The organism is Rhizobium sp. BR 314, from assembly GCF_047445805.1.
GTDB lineage: Bacteria > Pseudomonadota > Alphaproteobacteria > Rhizobiales > Rhizobiaceae > Rhizobium > Rhizobium lusitanum_B.
On record NZ_JARWLA010000005.1, the window covers coordinates 43,239 to 69,857 of the forward strand.

Annotated in this window: 24 protein-coding genes; 15 read left to right on the top strand and 9 right to left on the bottom strand. The window is 59.5% G+C overall.

The features are described 5' to 3' along the window. Positions 1-3: 3 nt before the first annotated feature. The 4 genes from QD461_RS08955 to lysA form a co-directional block, all read right to left on the bottom strand. Complete coding sequence (locus tag QD461_RS08955) at positions 4-900, bottom strand: ABC transporter permease (protein ID WP_414087416.1); 897 nt, start codon at positions 898-900, stop codon at positions 4-6. Beyond that, entirely contained in the window at positions 900-1,835 is a 936-nt protein-coding gene (locus QD461_RS08960; RefSeq protein ID WP_184703474.1) for an ABC transporter permease, read from the bottom strand. Before QD461_RS08960 ends, QD461_RS08955 begins: the two co-directional genes overlap by 1 nt. A gap of 157 nt (positions 1,836-1,992) precedes the next feature. Next, positions 1,993-3,564: an ABC transporter substrate-binding protein gene (locus QD461_RS08965; protein WP_414087417.1), complete on the bottom strand. Its 1,572-nt coding sequence runs from the start codon at positions 3,562-3,564 to the stop codon at positions 1,993-1,995. A gap of 132 nt (positions 3,565-3,696) precedes the next feature. Further along, a complete protein-coding gene (gene lysA / locus QD461_RS08970) occupies positions 3,697-5,028 on the bottom strand; it encodes a diaminopimelate decarboxylase (RefSeq protein WP_414087418.1) in 1,332 nt (443 codons plus the stop codon). A gap of 115 nt (positions 5,029-5,143) precedes the next feature. Between lysA and QD461_RS08975 the strand changes: the two genes are divergently transcribed. Continuing rightward, the gene (locus QD461_RS08975) at positions 5,144-6,064 is read left to right on the top strand and encodes a LysR family transcriptional regulator (RefSeq protein WP_414087419.1); all 921 of its coding nucleotides are present in this window, start codon (positions 5,144-5,146) and stop codon (positions 6,062-6,064) included. 96 nt (positions 6,065-6,160) lie between these two features. Here the strand turns inward: QD461_RS08975 and QD461_RS08980 are convergent, their stop codons facing one another. From QD461_RS08980 to QD461_RS08990, 3 genes are all read right to left on the bottom strand, one after another. After that, entirely contained in the window at positions 6,161-6,466 is a 306-nt protein-coding gene (locus tag QD461_RS08980) for a hypothetical protein (protein ID WP_414087420.1), read from the bottom strand. 119 nt (positions 6,467-6,585) lie between these two features. After that, positions 6,586-7,698, bottom strand: a complete 1,113-nt coding sequence (locus tag QD461_RS08985) for an HPP family protein (protein WP_414087421.1) — start codon at positions 7,696-7,698, stop codon at positions 6,586-6,588. A gap of 54 nt (positions 7,699-7,752) precedes the next feature. Next, entirely contained in the window at positions 7,753-8,658 is a 906-nt protein-coding gene (locus tag QD461_RS08990; protein WP_414087422.1) for a LysR substrate-binding domain-containing protein, read from the bottom strand. A gap of 450 nt (positions 8,659-9,108) precedes the next feature. Here QD461_RS08990 and QD461_RS08995 point away from each other — a divergent pair, with 450 nt between their 5' ends. The 14 genes from QD461_RS08995 (at position 9,109) to QD461_RS09060 (ending at position 23,245) form a co-directional block, all read left to right on the top strand. Next, entirely contained in the window at positions 9,109-9,279 is a 171-nt protein-coding gene (locus QD461_RS08995; protein ID WP_184703480.1) for a hypothetical protein, read from the top strand. A gap of 430 nt (positions 9,280-9,709) precedes the next feature. Next, on the top strand, positions 9,710-10,147 hold the full coding sequence (locus QD461_RS09000) for an SH3 domain-containing protein (protein ID WP_414087423.1): 438 nt from the start codon (positions 9,710-9,712) through the stop codon (positions 10,145-10,147). A gap of 241 nt (positions 10,148-10,388) precedes the next feature. Beyond that, positions 10,389-11,795, top strand: coding sequence for a TolC family protein (locus QD461_RS09005; RefSeq protein ID WP_414087424.1), 1,407 nt, complete (start codon positions 10,389-10,391; stop codon positions 11,793-11,795). Between the two features lie 2 nt (positions 11,796-11,797). Beyond that, entirely contained in the window at positions 11,798-12,934 is a 1,137-nt protein-coding gene (locus QD461_RS09010; RefSeq protein WP_414087425.1) for an FtsX-like permease family protein, read from the top strand. Positions 12,935-12,938: 4 nt separating this feature from the next. Further along, positions 12,939-13,667 (top strand): ABC transporter ATP-binding protein, encoded by a 729-nt coding sequence (locus QD461_RS09015; protein ID WP_414087427.1) that lies wholly within the window; start codon positions 12,939-12,941, stop codon positions 13,665-13,667. Next, on the top strand, positions 13,660-14,586 hold the full coding sequence (locus QD461_RS09020) for an HlyD family secretion protein (protein ID WP_184703484.1): 927 nt from the start codon (positions 13,660-13,662) through the stop codon (positions 14,584-14,586). Before QD461_RS09015 ends, QD461_RS09020 begins: the two co-directional genes overlap by 8 nt. Positions 14,587-15,004: 418 nt before the next feature. Then, positions 15,005-15,808, top strand: a complete 804-nt coding sequence (locus QD461_RS09025) for a FadR/GntR family transcriptional regulator (protein WP_414087428.1) — start codon at positions 15,005-15,007, stop codon at positions 15,806-15,808. Then, entirely contained in the window at positions 15,805-17,532 is a 1,728-nt protein-coding gene (locus QD461_RS09030; RefSeq protein WP_414087429.1) for an IlvD/Edd family dehydratase, read from the top strand. Before QD461_RS09025 ends, QD461_RS09030 begins: the two co-directional genes overlap by 4 nt. A 12-nt stretch (positions 17,533-17,544) precedes the next feature. Next, positions 17,545-18,324: an SDR family NAD(P)-dependent oxidoreductase gene (locus QD461_RS09035; protein ID WP_414087430.1), complete on the top strand. Its 780-nt coding sequence runs from the start codon at positions 17,545-17,547 to the stop codon at positions 18,322-18,324. A gap of 32 nt (positions 18,325-18,356) precedes the next feature. Next, positions 18,357-19,355, top strand: a complete 999-nt coding sequence (araD1, locus tag QD461_RS09040; protein ID WP_414087647.1) for an AraD1 family protein — start codon at positions 18,357-18,359, stop codon at positions 19,353-19,355. 51 nt (positions 19,356-19,406) lie between these two features. Beyond that, complete coding sequence (locus QD461_RS09045) at positions 19,407-20,432, top strand: ABC transporter substrate-binding protein (protein WP_414087431.1); 1,026 nt, start codon at positions 19,407-19,409, stop codon at positions 20,430-20,432. Positions 20,433-20,505: 73 nt separating this feature from the next. Beyond that, the gene (locus tag QD461_RS09050; RefSeq protein ID WP_414087432.1) at positions 20,506-21,597 is read left to right on the top strand and encodes an ABC transporter ATP-binding protein; all 1,092 of its coding nucleotides are present in this window, start codon (positions 20,506-20,508) and stop codon (positions 21,595-21,597) included. Beyond that, the gene (locus tag QD461_RS09055; RefSeq protein WP_414087433.1) at positions 21,594-22,448 is read left to right on the top strand and encodes an ABC transporter permease; all 855 of its coding nucleotides are present in this window, start codon (positions 21,594-21,596) and stop codon (positions 22,446-22,448) included. Before QD461_RS09050 ends, QD461_RS09055 begins: the two co-directional genes overlap by 4 nt. Continuing rightward, complete coding sequence (locus QD461_RS09060; protein ID WP_414087434.1) at positions 22,445-23,245, top strand: ABC transporter permease; 801 nt, start codon at positions 22,445-22,447, stop codon at positions 23,243-23,245. Before QD461_RS09055 ends, QD461_RS09060 begins: the two co-directional genes overlap by 4 nt. Positions 23,246-23,339: 94 nt before the next feature. On the opposite strand, the gene QD461_RS09065 is transcribed toward QD461_RS09060, so the two are convergent. Together QD461_RS09065 and QD461_RS09070 are read right to left on the bottom strand one after the other, a co-directional pair. After that, positions 23,340-24,095, bottom strand: coding sequence for a BPL-N domain-containing protein (locus QD461_RS09065; RefSeq protein ID WP_414087435.1), 756 nt, complete (start codon positions 24,093-24,095; stop codon positions 23,340-23,342). A 1,080-nt stretch (positions 24,096-25,175) separates the two neighbouring features. After that, positions 25,176-26,354 carry a M20 aminoacylase family protein gene (locus tag QD461_RS09070; protein WP_414087648.1) on the bottom strand — a complete coding sequence of 393 codons (1,179 nt, stop codon included), beginning with the start codon at positions 26,352-26,354 and terminating at the stop codon, positions 25,176-25,178. Positions 26,355-26,619 lie beyond the last annotated feature (265 nt).

The following is a 26,619-nucleotide window of genomic DNA, read 5'->3' on the forward strand; positions in this document are numbered from 1 at the left end:
GGTTCAGTCCTTCATGGAGGGATCGAGCGCATCGCGCAGCCCGTCGCCGATAAAGTTGAAGGCAAGCACCGTGAGCAGGATCGCGACGCCAGGAGAAATCGCCACAAGCGGCGCCTGAAACAGATATTCCTTGCCCTTGGCGACCAGCAGACCCCAGCTTGCCTCCGGTGGCTGCACACCGACGCCAAGGAAGCTCAGGCTCGATTCCCACATGATCGCTTCCGGGATCGAGAGCGAAAACAACACGATCAAGGTCGGGATCACATTCGGAAAAATGTGGCGGAACATGATGGTCGCCCGGCCGGTGCCGCCCGCCCGCGCCGCTTCGATAAATTCCTTCTGCTTCAAAGCCAGCGTCTGCGCACGCACCACGCGCGCCACGCCGGCCCAGCCGACCAGCGCGAGGGCAAGGAAGATGTTGAGCAGGTTCGCGCCCATCGTATACATCACCACCATGGCGAGGAGCAGCGAGGGAAAGGCGATCATCATGTCGGCGAGCCGCATAACGATGAAATCCGTGCGATTGCCGAAATAGCCGCTGAGGATGCCGAGAACGGTGCCGATCATCAGCGAGATCAGGCTCGGTACGATACCGACTATCAGTGAGATGCGCGCGCCATAAAGAATGCGCGTCAGAACATCCCGGCCGAAATTGTCGGTTCCGAGCCAATAGGTCGTGGAAGCCGGTAGCAATTGCTCGTTCAGCGCCACGCGATAGGGATCGTGAGGACTGATCCATGGCGCGAAGATTGTCAAAAGAACCAGCAGCAGGACGAAGGCTAGTCCCGCCATGGCCATGCGGTTCTTGCGGAAAGCGCGCAAGCTATCGCCCACAAGACTCGCTTCCTCGACGGCTTCGGGAGCGTTCTCCCCAGTGATGACTTCGGCAGGGAGGCTCATCAGGCGTCCTTCTTCATCTCGGAGCGAATACGGGGATCCAGGACGGAATAGAGAATGTCGGCGATCAGATTTCCAAGGATCACCAACGCTGTGGCAAAAAGCACCGAACCTTGCAGCAGCGGCATGTCGCGCGACTGGATCGCATTGACCGAGATGCGGCCGACCCCGGGGATGCCGAAGATCGCTTCGGTGATGACTGCGCCGGACAGAAGCGTCGCCACCTGGATAGCCATGATGGTCACCACGGGAATCAACGCATTCTTCAGTGCATGGCGTGAGATGACCCGAAGTTCTCGCAGACCCTTCGCGCGGGCGGTGCGGATATAATCATGGCGCATGACTTCCAGAAGGCTCGACCGGGTGAGACGGGCGATGACGCCGGCCGAGCTCCAACCCAGAACGATGGCCGGCAGTATCAGATATTTCCAGCCATAGAAGCCCGAAACCGGCAGCCATTTGAGTTTCAGTGCGAAAATATACTGCAGAAGCAGTGCCGACCAGAAGATCGGCATCGATACGCCAAGCAGCGAAAACCCCATGAAGAAGTGATCGAGCAGACTGTCGCGCCGCACCGCTGACAGAATACCAGCCGGAATGCCGATGATCCACGAAACGACGGCGGCACAGCCAGCCAGCAGCAACGTCGCCGGAAATGCGGTCAGGATCAGGGTCGTCACGCTACGATTGAGCTTGATCGATGTGCCGAGATCGCCATGCAGCGCATCCCAGAGAAAACGCAGATAGCGGGTAAGCAGAGGATCGTCGAGATGCATCTGCGCACGAATACGCGCGATGACATCAGCACTGGCGTGCTCCTTCATCATCAGTGCCACCGGATCGCCCGGCACCACGTTCAGCATGACGAAAAGAATGGCAGTGATCCCGATGAGCACCGGAATCGAAACGAGAATGCGTCGGATCGCAAACATCAGCATCGGTGAAGTATTCTTTCAGCGGCGCCCGCGCGAAAGGGCGAATGGACGGTAGCGAGGGACGCGAGCGTAGCCGCACGCGCCCCACCGCATAAGCCCGCGCCCGAAATCTTTCCAAGCATGGAACTATGCGGCCGGCATGGCTTGTCGGGGCCTGGTCTTATTCGACCTCGACCTTATAGTAGCTCATATCGCTCCAACCGTTCCACGGAACGACGAAGTTCTTCACGCGCTTCTGCACGACGAAGCTGTGGTCGAGGCTGAACAGCGGCACCCAGGCGGCGTCCTTGCCGACGATTTGCGCCGTCAGATCCTGATAGAGCTTGCAGCGGGCTGCCGGGTCCGTCAGGCTGCGTGCCTTCTCGACCGATGCGAACACTTCCGGATCATTGTTGTTGTAGGCGCGGACCTTGCTGCCGCTCTCCGAGAAGAACGTGTAGAAGAAGTTATCGGGATCGTTGAAATCGGCCGACCAGACCTGGGTATAGGCGTCCGAATCCCCCACCTTGCGAGCTGCCAGCCAGGCAGCCTCGTCGGTCGTGACGATATTGGCCTTGAAGCCTGCCTCCGCCACCTGCGCCTGGATGATCTGGTTCATGTCGGACCATTTGGGCGACCAGCTCGATACCTGCTGCAGATTCACGTCCACGCCATTCGGATAGCCGGCCTCGGCGAGCAGTTCTTTTGCCTTGGCCGGGTTGTGCTCGATCGGGGTGGCGGCCGCATAACAGGTCAGGCCACGCGGCATGACGCCGTCTTCCAGCTTGCCCTTGCCGTAAAAATTCTTGTCGAGGATCGCCTGCCGGTCGATCGACATCTGGAAGGCGCGGCGGACGCGCGGATCGTCGAACGGCTTCTTTTTCTGATTGATGTTATAGTAGTAAAGTCCGACGCGCGGCCCGGAGCGGATCAGCGACTTCCACTGGTCGCTTCCGTAGAAATAAGGCGTCTGTGTCGGAGCGTAGTCGAGATCGAACACATCGATTTCATCGGATTCGAACAGCATCCGCAGCGTCTCGGAATCGGAAACGACGCGGATGAGTAGCTTGTCGAGCTTCGGCCGGCCACGGAAATAGTTGTCGTTGGCCTCGAGCGTCTGGCTGTCGTTCAGCGTATAGTCGCGCAGTATGAAGGGGCCGGTGCCGTTGGTGGTTTCCGGCGTCAGACCGAACTTGTCGCCTGCGGCCTCGGTGAAGGCGCGGTTGTAGATCGAAGCCTGCGGACTTGCGAGCAGTGCAAGAAAGGCGGCGTAAGGCTGGCTAAGTTGGATCTGGACGGTGTATTTATCCACCGGCTTCAAGCCCGAAACGCTATTGGCCTTGCCGTCGAGCCGGTCCTTCGAACCTGCAACGAAGGTGAGGATATCCGTGCCGAGCGCCTTGGTTGCCGGGTTGAGCATCCGATCGAAGGTATAGACCACATCGTCGGCGGTCAGTTCGGCGCCATTGTGGAACTTCACACCCTGACGCAGATGAAAAGTGTAGGTCAGGCCGTCGCTGGAAATCTCCCATTTCTCGGCAAGACCAGGCATCAGGGCGGATTCGCCGGGCTTGGTGGTTTCAGCTTCGATAAGGCGGTCGAAGATGTTGAGCGGAAGCGTGTAGTCATCCGATGTCATCTGGCCGTCAGCGGTCTTCGGATCTTCCGTGTAGGACACGCGCAACATGTTCTCTGCTAGAACTGGTGAGAACAGGGTAAGGCCGACCAGACCGGTCGCCAGCAGCAATTTCATTTTTGTATTCACATTTCACCTCTTGGCGGTTTTTCGGTTTCCCGGCAGCGGCCGCGAACACGGCCTCTGCACCAGCGACTTGATTTCTGTCTCGCGGGGCCTGTCGCACAATCCCACGATTAATACTACCATTTAGCCGACGGAATTTTCGCCAGTCAGCCATGATCCGGCCTGTTCGAGTTCCAGCGCATCGGCAATGTTCGTCCTGCGCCGAATGACGCGGAATTGCCCGCCGTTGACCAGGACTTCGGGAACGAGATCGCGTGAATTGTAGGTCGACGACATCGCGGCGCCATAGGCCCCCGCATTGTCGAAAACAACGAGATCGCCGGCGACGATTGTGCCCAACCCCTGATATTTTCCGAAATCGTCCGAACTTTCGCAGATGGGACCGACGACCCGGCAGACATCGTTACGTTCGACCAAGCGCGGCGCCTCCACCGTCAACAGAGGATGCTGCGCACCATAAAGAGCCGGGCGCATGAGATCGTTCATGGCCGCGTCGATCACGGCAATCGGTACACCGGCGCTTTCCTTCAGATAGAGGACTTCGCTGACCAGGATGCCAGTGCGCCCCGCCAGCCAGCGGCCCGGCTCCACATTCAGCGCACAGCCAAGGTCGCCGACTGTCTCCGCGATGATCGAGGCATATTCCACAAGGTCGGGGCCGGCCAACGCGTCATCGCCAATCCCCAGTCCGCCACCCAGATCCAGTCTCTCGATGGCAAGCCCTGCTACGCGCAACTGCCGCACAAGATAGGCCAGCGCCGCCCAAGCGTCGCGGAAGGGAGAGAGGTCGAGAATCTGCGAGCCGATATGCACGGCAAGGCCAACCATGTTCAACTCGGGCAGCATAGCGGCTTCCGCGTAAATGGCCGGAACCTCGCCAATGGCAATGCCGAACTTGCTGTCCTTCTTTGCCGTCGTGATTTTGGCATGGGTACGCGCGTCCACGTCCGGATTGACACGTAGGGCAACCGGCGCGCGGATGCCCGTTTCGCGGGCCACTTCTGCTACAATTTCCAGCTCGGCCTGGCTCTCGACATTGAGTTGATGCAGACCGGCCTCCAGGGCGGCGCGGATCTCGGCCCGCGTCTTGCCGACGCCGGAAAAGATGATGCGTTCCGGCGGCGTTCCCGCAGCCAGCGCTCGTGCCATTTCCCCGCCCGAAACGATATCCATGCCGGCGCCGAGGCGCGCGAGTTCCGCCAGCACATGGATATTGCTGCTGGCCTTGACGGCAAAGCAGATGGAAACATTCGAAGCCGCGATAGCCGTTTTCAAATTCACGTAATTCTGCCGCAACGCGCCCGCGGAATAACAATAGAAGGGTGTGCCGACGGCACCGGCGATGCGGTCGAGCGACACGTCCTCTGCGTGCAGCCGGCCGTCGCTTCCGCGAGCAAGCCAGCGGCTCGGCATTTCAGTCTTGCTTGTTTGGGAAGAGGCAATCGTATCGGTCATGATGTGCATTCAAAGTTGCGGTTACGGGAAGATTTCAGATTGCGACATGATTATGAAATGCTTCTTCTGCCATTTTTATTCATTTTCGATATAAGGCGGCTAAGGAGGATCTGATTTGAAACTCAATCAGCGACAAATCGACGTATTCAACGCAGTGATGGTCAACAAGAGCGTCACGGCCGCCGCCATACGGCTGGGAAGCTCGCAGCCGACGCTCAGCCGCGAAATTCGCGAGATAGAACAGCGCCTCGGCTTCGAGCTTTTCCAACGCTTCGGCAAGCGGCTGACACCGACCGAGCAGGCGGTACTGCTGCATGAGGTGGTGCTGCGCTCCTTCGTCGGAATGGACGAGATCAATCGCGCGGCGACCGCCATTCGCACCCGCAGCGCGGCCAATTTCCGCATTGCCACCATTCCCGCCTATGCCGAATCAATCATTCCGCGGGCAATTCAGTGTCTGCTGCGGGCACGCCCGCCAGTGCATTTCTCGATCCATTCCCATGAGGAGCCTTCGTTGCGTCACGAAATGACGACCCAAGTCTTCGACCTGGGCCTGACGGAAAGCCTCGCCGAACGCGAGGGGACAGCAAGCGAAACCATCATTGCGGGCGACATGGTTTGCGTCTTGCCGCATGGACATCGTCTGGCGGGTCAAAGAGAGCTGGCGCCCACGGATTTCACCGGCCAGCCCTTCATCTATTTCGGCCAGAATGACCCCTATCGCCATAAGCTCGACGAGGTGTTTCAGTCGGCGGACGTCGCCCGCGACTACGCCGCCGAAACCACGACGGCAACGAGCGTCTGCGCCATGGTGGCCGCCGGCGTGGGTATTTCGGTGATCAATCCGCTGACTGCGGCAAGCCATACCGGGCGCAACGTCCTGTTCCGGCGGCTCTCAGTTTCGGTGCCTTATCTTCTTTCGGTTTGGCGGCCCGCCCGCAGCACCCGCACGGCCCAGGCGAAAAAATTCGTGACTGCCCTGCGCGACGTTGCAGCCGACATGTCTGCCGGCCTTCAACAGGCCCTGGATGCATAGGTGCGTCGCGATTTAGTACAGCTGCCGCGGGCCTGAAATAGATGAAGGCCGGAGCGAACGCCCCGGCCTCTGTTCAATTAATTGCAGCTGTTCCGCTTAGTTGTTCAGAGCGCCGCCGACGATAGCACCGAGCGCGAAAGCGGCTGCCGGATACCACAGGCCGTCGCCATGACGGCGATAGCCGGGCCGCCGATCTCGATAACCGCGATAGCCGTGATAGTAGCCAGGCCGATCATTGCCGCGATGAGGCCCCCATCCGGGCCGGCCGTGTCCACGAGGCGGTACGTCGCGACGATATTCGCCGTGACGATCGTGGTGCCGGCGCGGCCACTCCTGGGCATTGGCAAGCTGCGCGGCAAGCGTTGCTGCCGCAACGACGGCAAGAAAAATCTTCTTCATCATAGGCTTCCTCGTTATTAACAAGGGAACCTTAGTAACCGTAGGGTGAACGAAAGGTAAAGAAACTCCCTTAAACGTAGAGCCTACAGCTTACAGATTCTGAACAGAGGCAGGTTCTCGTCTCATGCAACGGTTGCATCTCCAGCGGGCAGAAGCCGGGCCATGGCACTTAATAGATCTGTCTGCGAGATCAGGCCGAGCACCCGCCGCTCGGCATCCACGACGATAACAGCATGGGTGCGCCCATCGGTCAGGACAGGCAAAAGCGACAGGGCGGGATCGGTGGCATCGGCAGTCTCCGGCTTTGACAGTGCCCGCTCGATGCTGCCGATGCCTTCCGAGAGCTCGCGCAGGCCGACCGTTCCGATCAACCGCCCTTCCCTATCCTTTACGGGCAGCGTGCGAATGTTGTGCTTTAGCAATAGATGCCGGGCATGATCCGGCTCGGCGTCCTCGCCGATGGCAATGACATCGCGCGACATGACGTCGGCGCAACGAATATCTCCGTGCGATCGCACCGCCGCCTGCAACTCGACCTGGCGCAAGAGACGGCTGAGGTCGGCACGGTCAATATCGAAAGTCTCGTCAAATGCTTCCAAGGCGGAATCGACGTCTTCCTCGCGAAAGCCCACGCGCAACGGCGGCGGCAGATCTTTCGTCTGATGGGTGTTTTCCACCGGTCTGGCTGCGACATGCGGATAGTTGCGCTTTCCAAGTTTATGGAACACTAGTCCGAGGCCGACGAGAATGCAGGAATTCAAGGCAACCGGTATGAAGGGAAACAGGAAGCCCCAACCTGCAACAACCGGGCCGCCGAGAACTGCCGTCAGCGCCGCTGCACCACCCGGCGGATGAAGGCACCGGGTAAGCGACATTGCGGCTATCGCCAACGAAACGCCGACCCCGATTGCGATCACCGGATCATGAATGAGATAGGCCGCAATGATACCCATCATGGCGGAAATCGTATTGCCGCCGATGATCGACCACGGCTGGGCAAGCGGACTTGCAGGGACAGCGAAAAGCAGCACTGCGGACGCGCCCATCGGTGCGACGATGAGTGGAAGATGCGGCCCCTGCCCGAAGAAATAGCCGCTGATGACGCCGGTAAGTCCGATACTGATCAGCGCGCCGAGACAGGCCATCAACCGCTCGCGAAGCGTCGCGCCGGCTAGGATCGGGGAAAACAGGCGGAACCGGCTGGTTCTCGCCTTCTGTGGGGCTGGACGCTGCATGATGAAACCAGTCTAGAAGAGATATGGCGTGATTGAATGAATAACGAAACCCAACTAATGCGCCACCCGTCGTGAGCCGCTGGCTTTGGCGGTGACGAGCACCTCGCGAAACGCATTGAATGCGTTCGGACGGTCCTGCCGGCGAGAGATGAGCATGGTATCGACGGTGGCAAGCTGGTGCGTCGACGAAACCATCGGCCAATGCATGAGATCGAGGACCGACTTCGGCATGACACCCGCGGCGTTGCCGGCAGCAACGCTTGCCAGGATAGCGTGATAGGAGCCGAGTTCGGCCGTCTGTAAGGTGCTCGACCCGCTTGCCCATCTTTCGGCGATCCTGCGATAGGTACAACCGGGTTCCAGCGCGGCGATTGTCTCGATCCTCAGGTCTGCTGCCGAATGGATCGGCGGGTGGCCTGACGGCAGGACAAGCAGCAGATCCTCGGCGAATACCGGCTCCGCTTCGAGCTCTTCAAGTTCGGTTTCAAAACCTGGGCCTTCGTCCAGCATTTCATCGGGCAGCCGGGCGATCAGCGCGCAGTCCAAAACACCGCCAAGAACATCTCTGGCCAGATCCCGGGAAGCGCCGAGAGAGAGTTTAAGCGACACATCCGGCCACATCTGCTTGAATTGGTTGAGGGCGGCCGGCAGCCGGCTCGCTGCCGTACTTTCCATTGCTCCCAAACGCAGGCTCCCCGACGGACGAAGGGACCTGACCGCTTGCCGTGCCTCTAGCGCGAGCGCTGCAAGCTGGTTGGCATAGGTCCGAAACGTCTCGCCCTCCTGGGTCAGCGTCATCTTCTTGCCGTCACGGCTGAAGAGCAGGACGCCGAGGTATTCTTCCAGCAGCTGGATCCGCGTCGTCACATTCGACGGTGCGCGGCCAAGCACCTTGGCAGCCTTTGTCACACTATTGTCACTCGCGACTGCAAGGAAGATTTCGATCGATGAAAGGTCCAACAGAAAATCTCGAATTGCGAATTATATTGACATATCGTTCCCTATATAAAAATCATTATCACAGCTCAAGTCTGTTTCCATGCGGTGGCGGAAGTGGTCTTGATATCGAAAAGACCGATGCGCTGCATCATCCCCCTTCTGGAAACGGTTTGGGGGCGCTGAGCTTCGCCACTCGCTCCCAGCCCTCCACGAAACCTCCACGCAGCATCGATAGGATTGCAACACGCTAGGTGTCTTATCGACATCGGCGCTTCGTCCCGCGGTCTGCCCGACGAGCGTTCACATGAGAGACCGCAGGAGCGACGAGTAACGCTCCCTGCCGGACATTCAACGGGATACTTCGATGCCGACAAAGAGCATAGCCCAACGTCCTGCGGCTAGAGTGCTGCCGCCGTTGCTTCGTCAATACAGGTTCGAAGCTATCCAATTCGAGCCAAAAAGGACGCCCGAATGTTCAGATTTCTGATGCTGGCGGTACTGGCAGCAATGCTGTTGACTGCGCTCCTGTTGATGGGCGCGACGGCAGCGCTGACCGGAGCCTGGATTCGACTGGCCGTTCCCGTGGCCATCCTTGTCGCGACTGTTGTCGCGGTGGGATTCGCGCTAAGCGAACAGTCTTGAGACACCATGCCACGAAAGAAGCGGACGCCGTTCCGAAAGGCGGCGTCTGCTCGCGAGCGCAATGACAAATGGGTCTTGAAGGGCTCTAATATTATCCTAGCCCCTTCAAAGCCTCTTGCCACAGATCGAATTTGCAGCCACTCTGCAACCTGCGGCAATCATCAATAGGCTGTTCACCTTCATAGATCCTGTGCAAAGTCTCCACGAAATCCACACAGAAAGAGGCTATGCGTCCAGCGGTGGGAGGTCGCATATCATTTCGGGCCTCGCCGGAGCATGACGATTTGCAGGGACCATTATCATATTGTTTCCAGGGCAATGATAGCTTTTGGAACGGGCGGGCTGATCTCCGGGCGGAATCACGGGGCTTGTGGCGCGCCGCACATGAAGGTAAGCGATCTTCGATCGATCGAGAAGGACGTCGCCTAACATGAACCGCCAGTCCAGGACTCAAAAGGTGCTCCTTGCGATCGCGCTGACGATGGCGTCGGCCATGGTCGCCTACCCGGCTGCAGCAGGATTTGTCAGGACCAACGTCGTGCTTCGCGCTGGGCCAAGTGCGCAAGTTCCGGCCGTGGGCATGGTGATGGCCGGTTCCCGCGTTCATCTCTACGGATGCGAAAGCGGATATAAATGGTGCGACGTCAGCGTTGCGGGTCGGCGGGGCTGGATGTCGTCCCACTATGTTACCATTGCCTATCGTAACTCGATGGTGCTGCTGCCGACCTATGTGCAAATGACGCAGAAGCCGGATATCGCTGTTGTCCCCTTCAACATCGATAGCTATTGGTCGAGAAATTACTCAGAATTTTATTTCTATGACGAGATCGGCACTTGGCGCAACGTTGACTGGGGTCGCGATGAGTAGCGCCGAGAACTTAAGCCGTTTCTTGCCTTGGCCGTCCGGGCAGGGTCGCAGCCGTTGAACGCATGGAGCCAACAGTGGTGCGAAAACAACAACGTACCCATGTTCGCGCCGACGGCTGCGAGATGGATTGCTCAGTGATGACGCTATGACGAATAAAGTAAATAGTATCGAGTGCCGCTCACGCGAAATGGGTCACATAAGCAATACTGCCTGTTCGATCATCCGCCGGACGTCCCGAAGGATGTTCCTATCCGTGGCATGCCTGTCGCTTGCTCTGTCCGCCTGCCAATCCACGGATCTGGCGCAGGGGGTAACGGCTCCGGCTTTGCCCAAAGCTTATGATGGGGCGCCTTACAGGGCTGCACCGGCAAGGGCAAATACCATGGCGTGGTGGGACGGCTTCCACGACAGGACGCTGTCGTCGCTTGTATCGCGCGCCGAGAGCATGAACCTGACGGTCGCCATGGCGCATCAGAGCCTCACAGCTGCCAGAGCGCTCGCCAATTCTGCAACGGCAGGCTATCAGCTGGACACGTCGGTGTCCGGAATGGCCAATGCCGCGACGGGTTCGCGGATCAAGGACGATTTCACGCGCAGGCCGGTCCAGCTCAATCTGGATGCCAGCTGGGAAATCCCCCTTTTCGGGCAGGATAAGCAGGCGCAGAAGATGTCCGACCTCAGCGTGGCGATGGCAACCGAAGATGTCGCCGCAGCCAAGGTGGCCGTAACGGCCGAGATCGCCAGCAATTATGTGCATCTGCGCGCACTTCAGAAACGTCGGCTCGACACGGCAGAGCTGGTTGGCCTCCTGGAGAACAACGCAAAGATTGCCGGCGTGAAGGAGCAGGCGGGGCTCGCAACCGCGGTCGAAAACGAACCCATGCGGGCGGGCCTGGACACCGCGAAGTCGACACTGCTGCTACTCGACAGCGAGATCGCCAATACGCGCCAGCAGATTGCCACACTCCTGGGGACTGCCACCCCCGATCCCGCGCTTATGAGATACGAACCGCAGCCCGTCGCCGCCGCCGGCATGGCCGAGGGGCGCCCGGCCGATCTGCTGCGCGCAAGGCCTGATGTGCTGCGCGCCGAATACGCAGTCGGGCAGGCTGCCGCGCAAGTGGGTCTTGCCAAGGCCGATCTCTATCCGAAACTGCGCCTGAACGGCACCATTGGGATCGGAACCCCTGTATCGAACTCGATTCTGGGAGCGTTTGCGGGGCCGTCCATACAGTTGCCCATATTCGACTACGGTCGACGCAAGGATGCGGTTGCAGCTCGTGAAGCCGAGTTCCAACAGTCAGTCCTCGTCTACAGGCAGACCGTACTCACCGCCTATGAGGAAGCCTCGCGGGCACTGCACGAACTCAACGCAGCACGAGCTCGCACGGCTCTTTTGCGCTCGCGCCTGCAGCGCATGTCGAAACTCAAGTCCAGCACCGAGATCCTCGTCCGGGAGGGTCTTGCCGAAAAATCGAAGTCCATTGCCGGCTCTATCGACCTTCTTGATCTACGCTCGTCTCTGACCGAAAGTATCGAAGCCGAGGCCAGAGCCACGATCGCCTTCTACAAGGCAACGCGCGGCATGCAGCCTGCCGTTTCCGGTGACGATGCGAAGCGTCCCGCCAAGTTGGAAGGACGCAAATAATCATGGCTGTGGCGATCGCACGCAAGACGCTTCTTTACGAATGGCGGCGGTTTCTGCCGGCCGTCGCGGCGGTTGCGTTTTCCGGCCTGCTGATGACGGCCCAGGGGGCGCTGCTGCTCGGCATCGTCAGCGCGAATTCGCTCTATGTCACCCAGTCGGACGCCGACTATTGGCTCGGCTTTCCCGGCACACAAAGCGTTGAACTGGGCCGCACCATACCTGCCAGCGTGCTGACGAACCTCTATGCCGAGCCGGCCATCTCCCATGTCGAGCCACTTCTTCTGGGCTCTGGGGATTGGCGTGGCATTCACGGCGGCGGCGGAGTCAGCGTTACGGTCGTCGGCATCGACGTACAGTCTGATAGCATCGGGCTGGCGCGGGTCGTGCCGGCCAAACTGCGCAATCGCCTCCGAGAGCCGGCAGCGGTCGTTGTCGACACGGCCGACAGCGACAAGCTTTCGATCGGACCGGGCGGCCTCGCCGAAGTGAATGGCCGTACAGTGCATGTCGTCGGTTTCATCGATGGCCTGCGCGGTCTTGGCGGGGTCAATGTCGTCGGCTCGCTTGATACTGCACGCATCCTCGATCAGTCCTTACCGGCGGATGGCGGCGCGACCTATTTCCTGTTCAACGTCGCCAAGGAGAGCGAACAGGCACGCGTTCTGCGGCACCTCAATCAACGCGCCCCGATTGAGCGTTTCGAAATCTGGCCCGCGAAAAAACTCGCGGATATGTCGACCAGCTACATGCTCTTCGATTCCGGTGCCGGTATCGCTTTCGTCTTCGCGACGCTGATCGCCGCGACCATCGGCGCGCTCATTACCAGCCAGACCCTGATGGCCGCCGTTGCGGGCACGATCCCGCAATATGCCACGTTGCGCGCGCTGGGCGTGCCCTTCAGCGGACTGAGGAAGATTGTCATTGAGCAGGCCGCCTGGGTCGGATTGTCAGGATTGGTCATCAACGGCGTGCTGAGCGTCGCCATCGGTTTCATCGCCATGATCTACAAGGTACCGTTCGAGCTTGACAGCGCCGTCATCGTGTCGGCATCGCTTGTCGTGCTCGTGGTTGCCATTTTGGCTTGCCTTCTGGCCGTACACCGGCTACGCCAAGCCGATCCCGCAACTTTGTTGAGGTGATGTGATGCAGCCAGCCATATCAGCCTCGAACCTCTATAAGTCGTTCACCGTGCAAGGCATGCGGACGAACGCGCTCGTCGACATGTCCGTCGATATCTTTAGCGGCGAATTCACGGTACTCAGCGGCCCTTCCGGATGCGGAAAGAGCACACTTCTCGCGACACTTGGCGGCATGACGGAGCCGGATAGTGGCAGCATCCGGGCTGGCAATACGGTGCTGTCCGCCTCGTCCGACAACGAGCGGGATGCCTTTCGCCTGCATAATTGCGGCTTCATCTTCCAGGGCTTCAATCTCTTTCCGGCCCTTACAGCTCTCGAGCAGGTGCAAGTGCCGCTCGATTATCTGAACGTGCCCGAGGAAGAGGCCCGGCTTAGGGCGCGCGATGCGCTTGAGCGTGTCGGGCTGCTCGAACGCCAGCATTTGCGGCCTTCACATCTATCCGGCGGCGAAAAACAGCGTGTTGCGATCGCAAGGGCGATCGTCAAGGACCCGGCCATCCTGTTTGCCGACGAGCCGACGAGCGCTCTGGATAGTACCAATGGACTGAGGATCGTGGAGATCCTGCAAGAGACGGCAAGACAATTGGGAACGGCAGTTCTATGCGTTTCCCACGACACCCGTCTCTTTTCAAAGGCAGACCGCGTTCTCAAGATGGAGGACGGACGACTGCTGTCTGACCAGCGGCCCGTTTCCGGGCGCGGCATCGATGTACGAGAGGACTGGCATGGATAAGTTCAAGCGTTCCCATCGCGTTTTCGCGACCGCAATATTAGGGACATCCGTGACCCTATGTGTCCTTTGGTTGACCGTCGGCATGCCGAAAGCCGGCGAAAGTGCTGAGGCAGCCGAGGCCGCATCACCAGCAATTGCGGCGGCCGCGCGCGGGACCGTCGATGTGGAAGGCGGGCTCTATCGTATAACCGCGGTGCGCGACGGCGTCGTTGCCTCGGTTGAAGCAGCCGAAGGCGCCTATGTCCGCAAGGGCGACGTTCTCGCCGTGCTCGACAGCCAGCAGGAGGAAGCCTCGGTACGCATCGCCGAATCCGAGCTATCCCAGGCGGAAGACCGCTTCAAGCTTCTTCAACTCAAGTCGAAGAACCTCGGGAAAACGCTTGAGAGAATGCAGCGTGCCGCAGCCGGCAAGGCCGTTTCCGATCAGGCCTTGAGCGATGCGCGCGATGCTTACGAAACCCAGACGATCGAAACGAACTCTGCATCCTCAGCCTTGTCGGTCGCGCGCGAACGGCTTGAAATAGCCAAGCGGGAGGTCAACGTGCGGTCGATGAAAGCGCCAGCCGATGGCGTTATCGTCCGTCAGGCGGTGAAGGTTGGAGAAGCGGTTTCCGTCCAGGCAATGACCGAGATGTTCGTCCTGCTGCCGGATGGACCTAAGATCGTGCGCGCAGACATCCCCGAGGAATATCTCGGCTCTGTCGGTCCGGGCATGGCTGTCGAAATCGCCGCCGAAGGACGGACGACACAGTCGATCTCGGGCAAGATCACGCGAATTTCCAAGGTTTTGTCGCGTCCGAAATCGGCAGAAAATACCGGCGAGCGCAGCGATGTGAGAGCGGCGAACTGCATCATTACCATTGCCCGCGACGCGCCCTTGGCGATCGGGCAGCGCGTCGTTGTCCGCGTGCTCAAATAGATGCCATCCGACAATAGAGCCTGTTCGCAGACGGGTTTCTGAGCGCCTCCATTTTGGGAGAGGCGCTCCAGTGCTTCTCGGACAAGTAAGATACTGGCTCCGATCTAAATGGACCTCAGAGCGCTCGACTTGTCGGCCGCTCTCTCGCCAGCGCCGTCTCCATTTGCTGACGCCCGACGCCCCGAATCGCGGGCGACCATATTTGCTCGACGGCTGCGTGATCGCCGCCTGCCGGTGGCGTCGGTGGACGCCTGGGTGCCTTGGGTTTTTCGTCTCATTGCAATGAGGCTCCTCTCTCTCTCTCTCTCTCTCTCTCCGATATCCCATCATCCCCCATCCTTCGGCACAAAGTTAGCCGGCTGGGTTTCACAGCCGATTCCGTCTTGACAAGGCAACGCTTCCTAATAATGTAAATAGTATGAATAATAGCATTAATAAAAACAGATCGGTCGCATCGAGGCTTCCCTCGCCGACATCCATTGGCTTCCAGAACCTCAACAGCAGCATGCACGCGGCTGCTGTTGAGCAGATCGGAAGCTGGATCCTGCAGGGGCGCTTGCTCCCCGGCGAGGCGCTTCCCAATGCCGATGGATCCAAGGATACGCTCGGAATCAGCCGATCCGTGCTGCGCGAGGCAATCAAGGTTCTGGCGGGCAAGGGGCTTGTCGAATCCCGGCCGAAGACCGGCACACGCGTCCGCGCGCGCTCAGAATGGAATTTCCTCGATCCCGACGTGCTGTCCTGGCGCTATTCCGGTGCGGTGAACCATGAAGACGTCAAGGCACTGTTCGAGCTGCGTCGCGCCATCGAGCCGATGTCTGCGGCATTGGCCGCGCAGCGCGCAACGCCGGGCCAACTCGCGGAACTCAACAATGCCCTTGCCGAGATGGAAGCCTTTGGCGACGACGGCGAGCGCTTTGCCGAGCCCGATCTCATCTTCCATCAGACGATCCTGCGAATGACCGGTAACGAGCTGATCGGCTCGCTCGCCGCCCTCATACAGACCGCCCTGGTGATGAGTTTCCGCCTGTCGAACGACAATCCGACGGGACAGCGCCCCTCGCTGCCCTTGCATCGCGAAGTTGCCGAACGGATCGCGGCGGGGGACGGACAAGGCGCGCAGCAGGCGCTTCTGGTTCTCCTCGACCATGCCGAGGACGATGTAAGACGCGCCGTAGAAAACCGCAATCAACGCCGCAAATCACAGGAGCAGAAGACATGAGCCAGCCCAAGCGCAGGTTGCGCTCGTCCGCATGGTTTGGCGGGGACGGAAAAAACGCCTTCATGCATCGCAGCTGGATGAAGAACCAGGGGCTGCCGGATCATGTTTTCGACGGTCGCCCTGTCATCGGCATCTGCAATACATGGTCGGAGCTTACCCCCTGCAATGCGCATCTTCGCGGCATAGCGGAACATGTGAAGCGCGGCGTCTACGAGGCCGGCGGCTTTCCGCTGGAATTCCCCGTCATGTCGCTCGGCGAAAGCAATATGCGCCCGACGGCGATGCTATTTCGCAATCTGGCCAGCATGGATGTCGAGGAATCGATCCGCAGCAATCCCATTGACGGCGTCATCCTTCTCGCCGGCTGCGACAAGACCACACCGGCGCTGCTGATGGGGGCCGCGTCGGCCAATCTACCCGCGATCGTCGTATCCGGCGGGCCGATGCTGAACGGCAAATTCCGGGGTCAGGACATTGGTTCCGGCACGCATGTGTGGAAATTCGCTGAAGATGTTAAAGCCGGCCGCATGGCCGTCAGTGATTTCCTGTCCGCCGAACAGGGCCAGAGCCGTTCCGCCGGAAGCTGCATGACGATGGGCACGGCCTCTACCATGGCCAGCATGGTCGAAGCGCTCGGAATCGGCATGCCCGACAATGCCACCATCCCGGCCGTCGATGCGCGCCGAGGCGTTCTCGCTCACATGGCTGGCCGGCGCGTCGTCGAACTGGTCAATCAGGATATCAAGGTCTCTGACATCCTCACGAAGACCGCGTTCGAAAACGCGATCCGCGTCAATGGTGCGATCGGCGGCTCCACCAACGCGGTCCTTCATCTGATCGCCATTGCCCGCCGCGTTGGCGTCGAGCTTAACCTCGACGATTGGGACAGGCTCGGACGCGGTGTGCCGACGATCGTCGACCTGATGCCGTCGGGGCGCTTCCTGATGGAAGACTTCTATTATGCCGGCGGTCTTTCGACCGTGATGGCGGCGCTTAATGAGGCCGGCCTTCTGCATCGCGACGCAGTGACCGTGAGCGGCAGGACGATGGGTGACATCATCGCGAATGCACCGAACTACAACGAAGAGGTTATTCGGCCGGTCGACAATCCGCTCACCAAGGAAGGCGGCATTGCCGTGTTGCGGGGCAATCTTGCGCCGAGCGGCGCCGTGATCAAGCCGTCCGCCGCGACGCCGGAGCTAATGCAGCATCGCGGCAGGGCAGTCGTCTTCGAGAATATCGAGCATTACTACGAGCGCATCGACGATCCCGATCTCACTATCGATGCGACCTCGGTCATGGTGCTGAAGAATTGTGGTCCGCGCGGCTATCCGGGCATGGCCGAAGTCGGTAACATGCCGCTGCCGGCGAAACTCCTGAAGCAGGGCGTCTCCGACATGGTGCGCATCTCCGATGCTCGCATGAGCGGCACCGCCTATGGCACTGTCGTCCTCCACGTCGCGCCGGAAGCAGCCGCAGGCGGCGTTCTGGCTCTGGTTCGGGACGGCGACATGATCGAACTCGACGTGGCCGGGCGCAGGCTGGAGCTGATGGTTTCGGAGGACGAACTGGCGCAAAGACGCGCCGAATGGCAGCCACCGCAACCGCCGCAAGGCGGCTATCAAAGCCTCTATGTCGAGCGCGTCACGCAGGCCGATGCCGGTTGCGACTTCGATTTTCTCGTGGGACGCCGCGATGCCGGCATCCCCCGCCACTCCCACTAGACGGTTTACGTGATGACCAGCCAACCAGACAATTTCGCTGTATACCCCAGCCTCAAGGAACGAAGCGTCTTCATAACAGGCGGCGGCAGCGGTATCGGCGAAAGCCTTGTCCGGCACTTTTGCGCCCAGGGCAGCCGCGTCGCTTTCGTCGATATTGCCGAGGAGCCGTCTCGCCAGCTCGTGGCCGCCATCGCCGCAGAGGGCATCGAGCCGCCGCTTTTCATTCGCTGCGACCTGCGCGACATCGAGGCGCTGCGCACTGCGCTCGAGGGGACTGCCGCCCGAAACGGGCCGATCCAGGTTCTCTGCAACAATGCCGGCAGCGACGATCGCCATCAGACCGAAGATGTGACGGTCGCCTATTGGGATGACCGTATGGCGGTCAATCTCCGCCACCAGTTCTTCGCCGCACAGGCTGCTAGACCTTATATGAAGGCACTTGGCGGCGGCTCCATCATCAATTTCGGCTCGATCACCTGGATGGTCGGCGACCCCGACTGTCCAGCCTATGTCACGAGCAAGGCGGCGGTCTACGGCATGACGCGGGCGCTCGCTCGCGAACTCGGGCCGGAGCGTATCCGCGTTAACTGCATGGTCCCTGGCTGGGTGATGACAGAGCGGCAGATGCGTCTCTGGCTCACGCCCGCCGGCGAAAAGCAGATCGAGGAGCGACAATGCCTCCCGGATCGGCTTCAGCCATCCGACATCGCCCGCATGGCGCTTTTCCTCGCGGCCGACGACAGCGCCATGTGCACAAGCCAGCAGTTCATCGTCGACGGTGGCTGGGTATGACAAATCAACTTACGACAGGGGAAGGTGCAGCTATGCGTCTCGTTCAATTCAAAACGCCTGAGGGCGAGCGCAAGGTCGGCCGCGTCTCGACCGATGGCAATCACCTTCATCCGCTCAAGAACACGCGCTCCGTCCGCGAACTTGCCGAAGCGGCAATCGCACGCGGCGTTCCAATCGCAACGCTGGTCGAAGAGCGCGCGACGGCGGAATTGGTGGATTACGATCGCCTGCTGCGCGAACATCTGGTGCTGGCACCGCTCGATCATGAGGAGCCCAGCCGTTTCCTCGTAACCGGTACGGGGCTCACGCACACCGGAAGCGCCAATGCACGCGATAAGATGCATGTGCTTACCCATGGCGAAGGCGCGGCGGAGTCCGACTCGCTGAAGATTTTCCGCATGGGTCTTGAGGGCGGCAAGCCGGCCGGCGGTCCGCCGGGCGTGCAGCCGGAATGGTTCTTCAAAGGTGTCGGCACATGCGTCGTCGCGCCAGGTGCTCCCCTGCCGATGCCCGCCTTCGCCCTTGCCGGCGCCGAAGAGGCTGAGATCGTCGGTCTCTATGTCGTCGGACCGGACGGCAGCCCCTTCCGGATCGGCTATGCGCTCGGAAACGAGTATTCGGATCACGTCACCGAAGCCGAAAACTACCTTTATCTCGCTCACTCCAAGCTGCGTTCCTGCTCTATCGGACCGGAACTGCTGGTGGGCGACCTGCCCGACGAGGTCCGCGGTCGTTCCCGCATTCGTCGTGATGGAAAGGTGATCTGGGAAGAAGAGTTCCTGTCCGGCGAGACGCATATGTCTCACTCGATCGCCAATCTAGAACACTATCACTTCCGCTACCCCATGCATCGCAGGCCGGGAGATCTGCATGCCTATTTCTTCGGTGCGGCGGTGATGAGCTATGCCTTCGGCGTCCAGACAGGCCCGGGGGATGAATACGAAATCGAAGCGGATGTATTCGGCAAGCCGCTGCGCAATCGGGTGGAGCTTTCTCCGGACGAAGGACTCGTGACCGTCACACAGCTCTAGCTGACATCCGCACCGATCACATTGACAACACCAACAATAAAGGGAACGGAAATGGGATTGAAAAAACTTCTGACAGCCATGGCAACCGCCGGCTTCATAGTGTCGATGATGGCATCATCGACACTTGCTGAAAATCTTCGCGTGCTGGCCTGGGACGGCTACGCGGACAAGGACTGGGTTAAGGACTTCACCGCATCGACCGGCATCGGCGTCGATGTGGTCTTCATCGGCAGCGATGACGAAGCCTGGGCAAAGATCAAGGGTAGCGAAGGCAAGGATTTTGACGTGTTCGCGGTCAATACGGCCCAGCTGCAACGCTACATCGCCGCTGATCTCGTTACGCCCATCGATACCGCCAACCTGCCGAACCAGAAGAACGTGCTGCCTCGGTTCCGCGATCTGACCGCCATCCGCGGCGATACCAAGGATGGTAAGGTCTACGGCATTCCGTTCTGCTTCGATTCGATCGGGCTGATCTACGACACCGACAAGGTCAAGTCAGCGCCGACCTCCATGTCGGTTCTTTGGGATCCGGCATACCGCGGCAAAGTGCTCGCCTACGACAACGGCGAACACAACGTCTCCTTCACTGCGCTGACGCTCGGCTACAAGGACCCGTTCCACCTGAGCGATGACCAGATCGCCGCGGTGAAGGCCAAGCTGATCGACTTCAAGCACAATGTGTTGAGCTTCTACACGACGGCCGATGAAGCCCAGCAGATCTACAAGAACAACGATGTCGCCCTTATCTGGGCGAACTATGGCCAGCAACAGATGAAAGCGCTCAAGGATGCAGGCGCGCATGTAGCCTATGTCAACCCAAGCGAAGGCGCGCTTGCCTGGCTCGACAACTGGGTGATCTCCAAAGGCGTGCATGACAAGGCGGCCGCGGAGAAATGGATCAACTTCATGATCTCCAAAACCGTAAGTTCTCAGCTCTCCGAACGGACGGGCTTCGGCAATACGGTCACGGAAAGCGCGAGCGCCCATGGCGACGACAAGCTGATCTGGCTCGACAATGTCGAAGATCCGCTGAAGCGTTCGGATCTCTGGAACGAGATCAAGGCTACGCCCTGATCGCAAGCCGGATTGTCTTCATGCGGCGGCCCGATCGCTTTCGGGCCGCGTCCGAACCATATCGAGTGACACAATGACCCAATCGCTGGACCTGCTTAGCCTGCAGTCCGTCTCGAAGTCGTATGGAGCGGTGCCCGTCCTTCACGACATCGATCTTTCGATCCGAGATGGAGAATTTTTGACCGTGCTCGGCCCTTCCGGCTCCGGCAAGACGACGGTGCTGCGCCTCATCGGCGGGCTTGAAGCCGTAACCTCGGGAAAGATCGTTCTTGACGGCGACGACATCAGCCGCATGCCGATCAATCGCCGTCCGTTCAATACCGTCTTCCAGGACTACGCACTTTTTCCGCATATGTCGGTCGCGGCCAATGTCGGCTACGGCCTTTCCATTCGCCATAGGCCCCGCCAGGAAATCAGGCAACGCGTCGGCGAAGCTCTTGATCTCGTGCAGCTCGGCAAATTTGCCGATCGTTACCCCGCACAATTGTCGGGTGGTCAGCGCCAGCGTGTGGCGCTTGCCCGCGCCCTGATCTGCCAGCCGCGCCTTGTCCTGCTGGACGAGCCGCTGGCAGCGCTCGACCTCGAACTTCGCCGCCAGATGCAGGAATTCCTGAAATCGATCCAGCGCGAGGTCAAGACGACCTTCCTGTTCGTCACGCACGACCAGGAAGAGGCCATCGGCATGGCCGACCGTATCTGCGTCATGCAATCGGGCCGCATTCGCCAACTGGGAACGCCGCATGACCTCTACTACCGGCCGAGCTGCAAGTTCGTCGCCAAGTTCTTTGGCGAAAACAATCTGGTGTCCGGTAGGCTGGCCGAGAGCGACGGAACCATGCGCGCCATCGATACCGATCTTGGGCGCCTCCATTGCTCGATCGAGGGTCAGCCGGACTTGCGGACCGCACCGAACGGAACTGCCGCCTTTGCTGTTTTCCGGCCGGAAGCGCTGCGCGCCGCCGAAGCAGGGGATGATCTCAATCGCTTCTCCGGCTCCGTCGAAGAACTCGCCTTCGCTGGATCCTCGACAGTTGCCCATATCAATTCGAGCGGAGAGCGCCTGCGTCTTCGCCAGCCGAGCCGCATAACAGGAAGCACGCTGCGACCGGGTGAAGCAATGGACCTATCCTTTGCGCCTACCGATTCCTATCTGGTGCTATCATGAACCAACGTGGCGCCGGCTATTCCGTCCTCGTGACGCTGTTCGCATTTGCGATACCAGTCCTCTTCATTCTATTGCCGCTGATCCTTTTCCTTGGTTACAGCTTCCTGAGCGTCGATCACGGCACCATCAACTACACTGTTACCCTCACCAATTACATACGCTTCCTCACAGATCCAGTATTCCTACCGGTCTTCTGGAGTACCTGTATCCTCTGTCTGTCGGTGGCGGTCATCTGCGTAGCTCTCGGCTATCCGGCGGCTTATTTCCTCACCACGCTTCAGGGAAGATGGCGCTACATCATGCTGATGCTGATGCTGGTGCCGCTGCTGATGAGCTATGTGATCAAGATATATGCCATCCGCAGCATCCTCGGCCAAAACGGCGTTCTAAATTCGATGCTGGTCGGTTTGGGCATCCTCGATCAACCTTCCACACTTTTCGTCTTCAACATGAATGCGATTCTGCTGACGTTGACGCTTCTGCTCATTCCCTTCGCCATCCTGCCGATCTTCCTCACACTCGAGCGCATTCCGCAGGTGCTGCTGCGTGCCTCCGATGATCTCGGCGCCAGCCGGTCCCAAACATTCCTGCGCATCACGCTGCCGCTGAGCCTTCCGGGAGTCACCTCTGCGGCGAGCTTCGTCTTCGTTTTGGCGATCGGCGACTTTCTGACGCCACAGATGGTCGGCGGAGTCAGCGGCTTCACATTCGGCCGCATCCTCTACAGCCAGTTCGGCACGGCTTACAACTGGCCCTTCGGCGCCGCACTTTCCGTGGTGCTGGCGGTGGTCGTGATCGCGGCGATCCTTTTTGGGGAACAAGCCGGCCGGCAGCGGGGGCTATCACGATGATTGGCCGCAGCCACCTTCCGACGATCTTGCTGGCAACCGTCACGGCCCTAGTCGCGCTACTGCTCTACAGCCCGCTTTTCGTTCCCATCCTGTCCTCGTTTTTCGACCTCAACCATGGCCAGGTCGACTGGTCTCAACCGACGCTATCGGCCTACAAGGCGCTGGCTGAAAATGGCGATGTGCTGGCCGCTTTGAGGGCGACGCTGATCGTGGGCATCTGCACCGTGGTTCTATCCGTCGTGTCAGGCACGCTTCTGGCACTCTACTATCATGGCCGGCATGCCGGCCGGGGAGCACTCCAATTCATCATTTTCCTCCCCTTCCTGATGCCACCCGTCATCAGCGGTCTTGCACTGTTGATTTTCTTCCGGGAGATCAACTTCGATCGTTCTCTGGTGACAGTGATCATCGGGCATACAGTCTTCGTGCTCGCGATCGTCTATCGAACAATCCTGACCCGACTGCAGTCGATGAGCAGCACGCTCGTCGAGGCCTCCTATGACCTGGGAGCAAATGGCTGGCAGACCTTCTGGCGGGTGATCCTTCCGAACCTGTCGAGCGCCATGGCCGGCGGCGCCGTACTTGCATTTGCCCTGTCCTTTGACGAGACGATGATCACGATCCTCGTCACAGGAACAGAAAGCACGCTGCCGGTGCGCCTCTGGGCAATGATGCGATTGGGCTTTTCTCCCGATATCAACGCTCTGGTCGCGCTCATTTTGCTGTTCGCAGTGCTCCTATGCACCCTGACGGCAAGGCTTCTGATCCCGCGGCAGATGGCACGCTATCACGCCTAAACCAGCGGCTTCGATTATCCGCTATCAGACTGAAGCCTGCCTTGGAAAATGCCGCGACATCAGTATCGCGGCATTCATCGATGTACAGCACGGCCTATTTCATGGTCGTATCGAGCAGATCCAACGCAAGGTCGGTATCGAGACCATCGGGATCCTTCAGATCGAATTCGTCGTACCAGCTCTGATCCGCCTCGGGATGCGGACCTACGAGGCCGACGCGCCCCTTGCCGAAACTGTAGACCGCAGCCGCAATATCGTGATTGGGGTAGACTGCAAGAACCGTCGCGCCCTTCTTAGGTAGAATGTTGCCATCCTGATAGTAGACCCAACGCTTCTTGTCCCGCCAAATGACGGGCGTAACCGTATCCTTATCATCCTTCACCAAAGAGCCCGGACGCCCAACATAAGAGCCGGGCGAGCCTTCTATCAGCTCAAACCCCGGAGATCCCGCAAGATAGGCACCCATGCAGATGCCGAGGTAGCGGCCACCCTTTTGCACGAAACTCCGAACAGCCGCTACGGAGTCCTGGCCGATATCCTTGGCGGCGGCCTCAACATCGTCGCCCCCGCCGGGCTGAATATAAAGTGTTGCCCGGGAAAGAGTGTCCGCGTTGATCGGCTTATCCTTCGGGCCGACATACTCTATACGAAAATCGTAGCGAGATCCCTTCAGAACCTCGGCCACCGTTTCCGAGCAACCGTCACAACCGGCCGGTCCCCGATAAATCAGAGCAAGCGGACGTTGCTTGGTCGCATCCGGCTCGGCCTGCTGCGACCAGCTAGGCTGCGAGCCAAGCAGCAGAGATGTCGCAGAGATAAAGATCGTTGCCAAAAGGCGTAAATGGCGCATTTCAATATTACCTCGTTGTTGCAATTTGGACGCCGACGCGCTGGTTCGACACGCGTCGCTCTGTTCGTCTGCGGAGCAGGAACAGCAGTATGATCGCCTGGCTGCGGGGTATCCGACGCTGAAATGTGAGAGCCACCTTACCCGTCTACGCGATCGGTTCGATGCCCAGCGATTCATGCCGAGGTGATACGGATTGCTGTTCCGAACTGGCGCCGCGACAGCGCGCAGCGGAGCTGTTCAACAGGCAGCTGACGGAAAGAGCCCGCCCGAGCCGTCGATTGGCTAGAGCCAGCTTCTACAAGCAAAAAGATCTATAGGGAGATGGTTGACTGCCGGTGCGCTGAACACGCGCCTGAACTCGACTATGCCGGGCATGGCCGACATCGCTTTGCCAATATGAAGGTCGCTCATATGTCGCCCTCCTTTTGGGCTTGGATATACCAGCAGCAGGCCGCCGGAGATCAAGGAAACATCAGCTATCCGCTCGCAGTCCAATTGCTAGAATGGAATAATGGTCAATATGTGTTCGGGTTATTGAGGTTGTTAGGTCTATTTGGCCTGTACGGCGAGTTTGGTCTGTTGGGGCGGTTCCAACCATCCCATACGTCTGTGTCATAATAGGGTCGATGCCACCGTGGCTTATAGCCGTCATCGTCATGCCAGTGTCTGCTATGGCCGCCGGTGTCGTCACACGAACTGATCGATATCGTTGTGAACGCGACTGCGGCGACGACTTTCCAATTTACCGTTATCATCAAGCCCCATTACTTGTGTTGTATGCTGAGAGCCTGACGACGGCACGTTACGTGGGCATTACCGTTAGAATAACTTGGAATGAATCCATCAGAGAGCGGCGGTGACTGTGTCATCGCGGCAGTTCTGCGTTTTTTCTGGTGCAGTTGCTCATCCGGCAGCGTCGATCAGCGCCCATTTGAATGGGCGCAATGTGCTGCGATTGCAATAAGTCGAGGCCCTACGTGCCGGCGCGTGATAGGGCGCATGAAGGGCAGCATATGGATGACGGGCAAGCTCGTCATAAGCGCCCGTCATCCCAATTCCTGTCTTTTGCCGGCTGGCGGATTATTTCTGCGCCGCGCTCAACTGTTGATCGACCACGGCCAGCCAATAGTTGACGCCATGGATGATGGCGTCGTCATTGAAGTCATAAGCTGGGTTGTGCAGATCGGCGCTGTCGCCATTGCCGAGCCAGATGAAGGCGCCGGGCCGCTTTTCCAACATATAGGAGAAATCTTCCGAACCCATGGTCGGCGGGTAGTTGTCATTGACGCGCTCGTCGCCCGCAACGCACCGGGCGGCAGCAACCGCGACCTTGGTCTTTTCCGCATCGTTCACGGTGACCGGATAGCCGGGACGCCAGTCGATTTCGGCTTCAGCGGAAAACGCCTTGGCAGTCATGGTGACCACCTCGCGGAAACGAGCTTCCACCGCCTTGCGCGTTTTCGATTGCATGGTGCGGATCGTACCGCCGATCTGGACTGCGGCCGGGATTACGTTCAGCGCCTTGTCGTTGCCGCCGTTGACATAGGTGATCGAGACCACGACCGGGTCGAAGGGATCGATGAAGCGCGAGGCGATCGACTGCAGCGCCGTGATCATGTGGGCCATGACAACGACGGGATCATGGCTCAGATGCGGCGATGCCGCGTGCCCACCCTTGCCGTTGATCGTGATGACGAACCGGTCGCCGCCTGCCATGATCGGACCGCTGCGGATCGCAAAGGAGCCCACGGCAAGACCGGGCTCGTTATGCATGCCGTAGACTTCTTCAATGCCGAACCGCTCCAGCACGCCTTCCTCGATCATGACGCGGCCACCGCCGCCACCCTCTTCGGCCGGCTGGAAGATCAGCGCGACCTTGCCGGTAAAATCGCGGTTGGCGGCAAGGTGCTTGGCAGTGGCAAGCAGCATGGCGGTGTGGCCGTCATGCCCGCAGGCATGCATCATGTTCGGCACCTTCGAAGCATGTGGCAGATTGGTCTGCTCAGACATCGGCAATGCGTCCATATCGCAACGAAGCGCGATCGTCTTGCCGCTGCCGAGTTTGCCGTTGATCACGGCAACGACGCCCGACTTGGCAAGGCCGGTGACCACTTCATCACAGCCGAAGGCCTTGAGCTTCTCGATGACCAGGGCCGATGTCTTCGGGAGATCGAAGAGAAGCTCGGGATGCTGGTGAATAGTCCGGCGCCAGCCTTTTGCCTCTTCGGCAAGGTCGGCAAGGGTGGGATCGAAGGTCATGAGAATTACTCTTGCGGCATCCGATGGAGCGGCGAGCGATCCGGATCGGACAGGTTTCAGGAAGCGTAGGCTATAGTCGCTTTGCGGCCGTTCGGAAATATCGACAACGGCACCGGTCCGCACCAAGCTGCTGCGATAGATAACGAAAGCATCATCGCAGATGTCGTGGATAAGGCCAAGATCGCGGTCGTTGGAGCACACCAGAAAATCCGCGCAGAGAACAATGCTTCAAATGATTGAACCCACTCGCGAGAGCCGCGAGTGG

Bases quoted from the DNA above. Each gene is read 5' to 3' on its own strand.
- araD1 (WP_414087647.1), top strand. From the start codon at position 18,357: ATGCGTCTCGTTCAATTCAAAACGCCTGAGGGCGAGCGCAAGGTCGGC.
- QD461_RS08960 (WP_184703474.1), bottom strand. From the start codon at position 1,835: ATGCTGATGTTTGCGATCCGACGCATTCTCGTTTCGATTCCGGTGCTC.
- lysA (WP_414087418.1), bottom strand. From the start codon at position 5,028: ATGACCGATACGATTGCCTCTTCCCAAACAAGCAAGACTGAAATGCCG.
- QD461_RS09060 (WP_414087434.1), top strand. From the start codon at position 22,445: ATGATTGGCCGCAGCCACCTTCCGACGATCTTGCTGGCAACCGTCACG.
- QD461_RS09030 (WP_414087429.1), top strand. From the start codon at position 15,805: ATGAGCCAGCCCAAGCGCAGGTTGCGCTCGTCCGCATGGTTTGGCGGG.
- QD461_RS08995 (WP_184703480.1), top strand. From the start codon at position 9,109: ATGTTCAGATTTCTGATGCTGGCGGTACTGGCAGCAATGCTGTTGACT.
- QD461_RS09010 (WP_414087425.1), top strand. From the start codon at position 11,798: ATGGCTGTGGCGATCGCACGCAAGACGCTTCTTTACGAATGGCGGCGG.
- QD461_RS09050 (WP_414087432.1), top strand. From the start codon at position 20,506: ATGACCCAATCGCTGGACCTGCTTAGCCTGCAGTCCGTCTCGAAGTCG.
- QD461_RS09045 (WP_414087431.1), top strand. From the start codon at position 19,407: ATGGGATTGAAAAAACTTCTGACAGCCATGGCAACCGCCGGCTTCATA.
- QD461_RS09015 (WP_414087427.1), top strand. From the start codon at position 12,939: ATGCAGCCAGCCATATCAGCCTCGAACCTCTATAAGTCGTTCACCGTG.
- QD461_RS09055 (WP_414087433.1), top strand. From the start codon at position 21,594: ATGAACCAACGTGGCGCCGGCTATTCCGTCCTCGTGACGCTGTTCGCA.
- QD461_RS09000 (WP_414087423.1), top strand. From the start codon at position 9,710: ATGAACCGCCAGTCCAGGACTCAAAAGGTGCTCCTTGCGATCGCGCTG.
- QD461_RS08965 (WP_414087417.1), bottom strand. From the start codon at position 3,564: ATGAAATTGCTGCTGGCGACCGGTCTGGTCGGCCTTACCCTGTTCTCA.
- QD461_RS09065 (WP_414087435.1), bottom strand. From the start codon at position 24,095: ATGCGCCATTTACGCCTTTTGGCAACGATCTTTATCTCTGCGACATCT.
- QD461_RS09025 (WP_414087428.1), top strand. From the start codon at position 15,005: ATGAATAATAGCATTAATAAAAACAGATCGGTCGCATCGAGGCTTCCC.
- QD461_RS09020 (WP_184703484.1), top strand. From the start codon at position 13,660: ATGGATAAGTTCAAGCGTTCCCATCGCGTTTTCGCGACCGCAATATTA.
- QD461_RS08955 (WP_414087416.1), bottom strand. From the start codon at position 900: ATGAGCCTCCCTGCCGAAGTCATCACTGGGGAGAACGCTCCCGAAGCC.
- QD461_RS09005 (WP_414087424.1), top strand. From the start codon at position 10,389: ATGTTCCTATCCGTGGCATGCCTGTCGCTTGCTCTGTCCGCCTGCCAA.
- QD461_RS08980 (WP_414087420.1), bottom strand. From the start codon at position 6,466: ATGATGAAGAAGATTTTTCTTGCCGTCGTTGCGGCAGCAACGCTTGCC.
- QD461_RS09070 (WP_414087648.1), bottom strand. From the start codon at position 26,354: ATGACCTTCGATCCCACCCTTGCCGACCTTGCCGAAGAGGCAAAAGGC.
- QD461_RS08985 (WP_414087421.1), bottom strand. From the start codon at position 7,698: ATGCAGCGTCCAGCCCCACAGAAGGCGAGAACCAGCCGGTTCCGCCTG.
- QD461_RS09035 (WP_414087430.1), top strand. From the start codon at position 17,545: ATGACCAGCCAACCAGACAATTTCGCTGTATACCCCAGCCTCAAGGAA.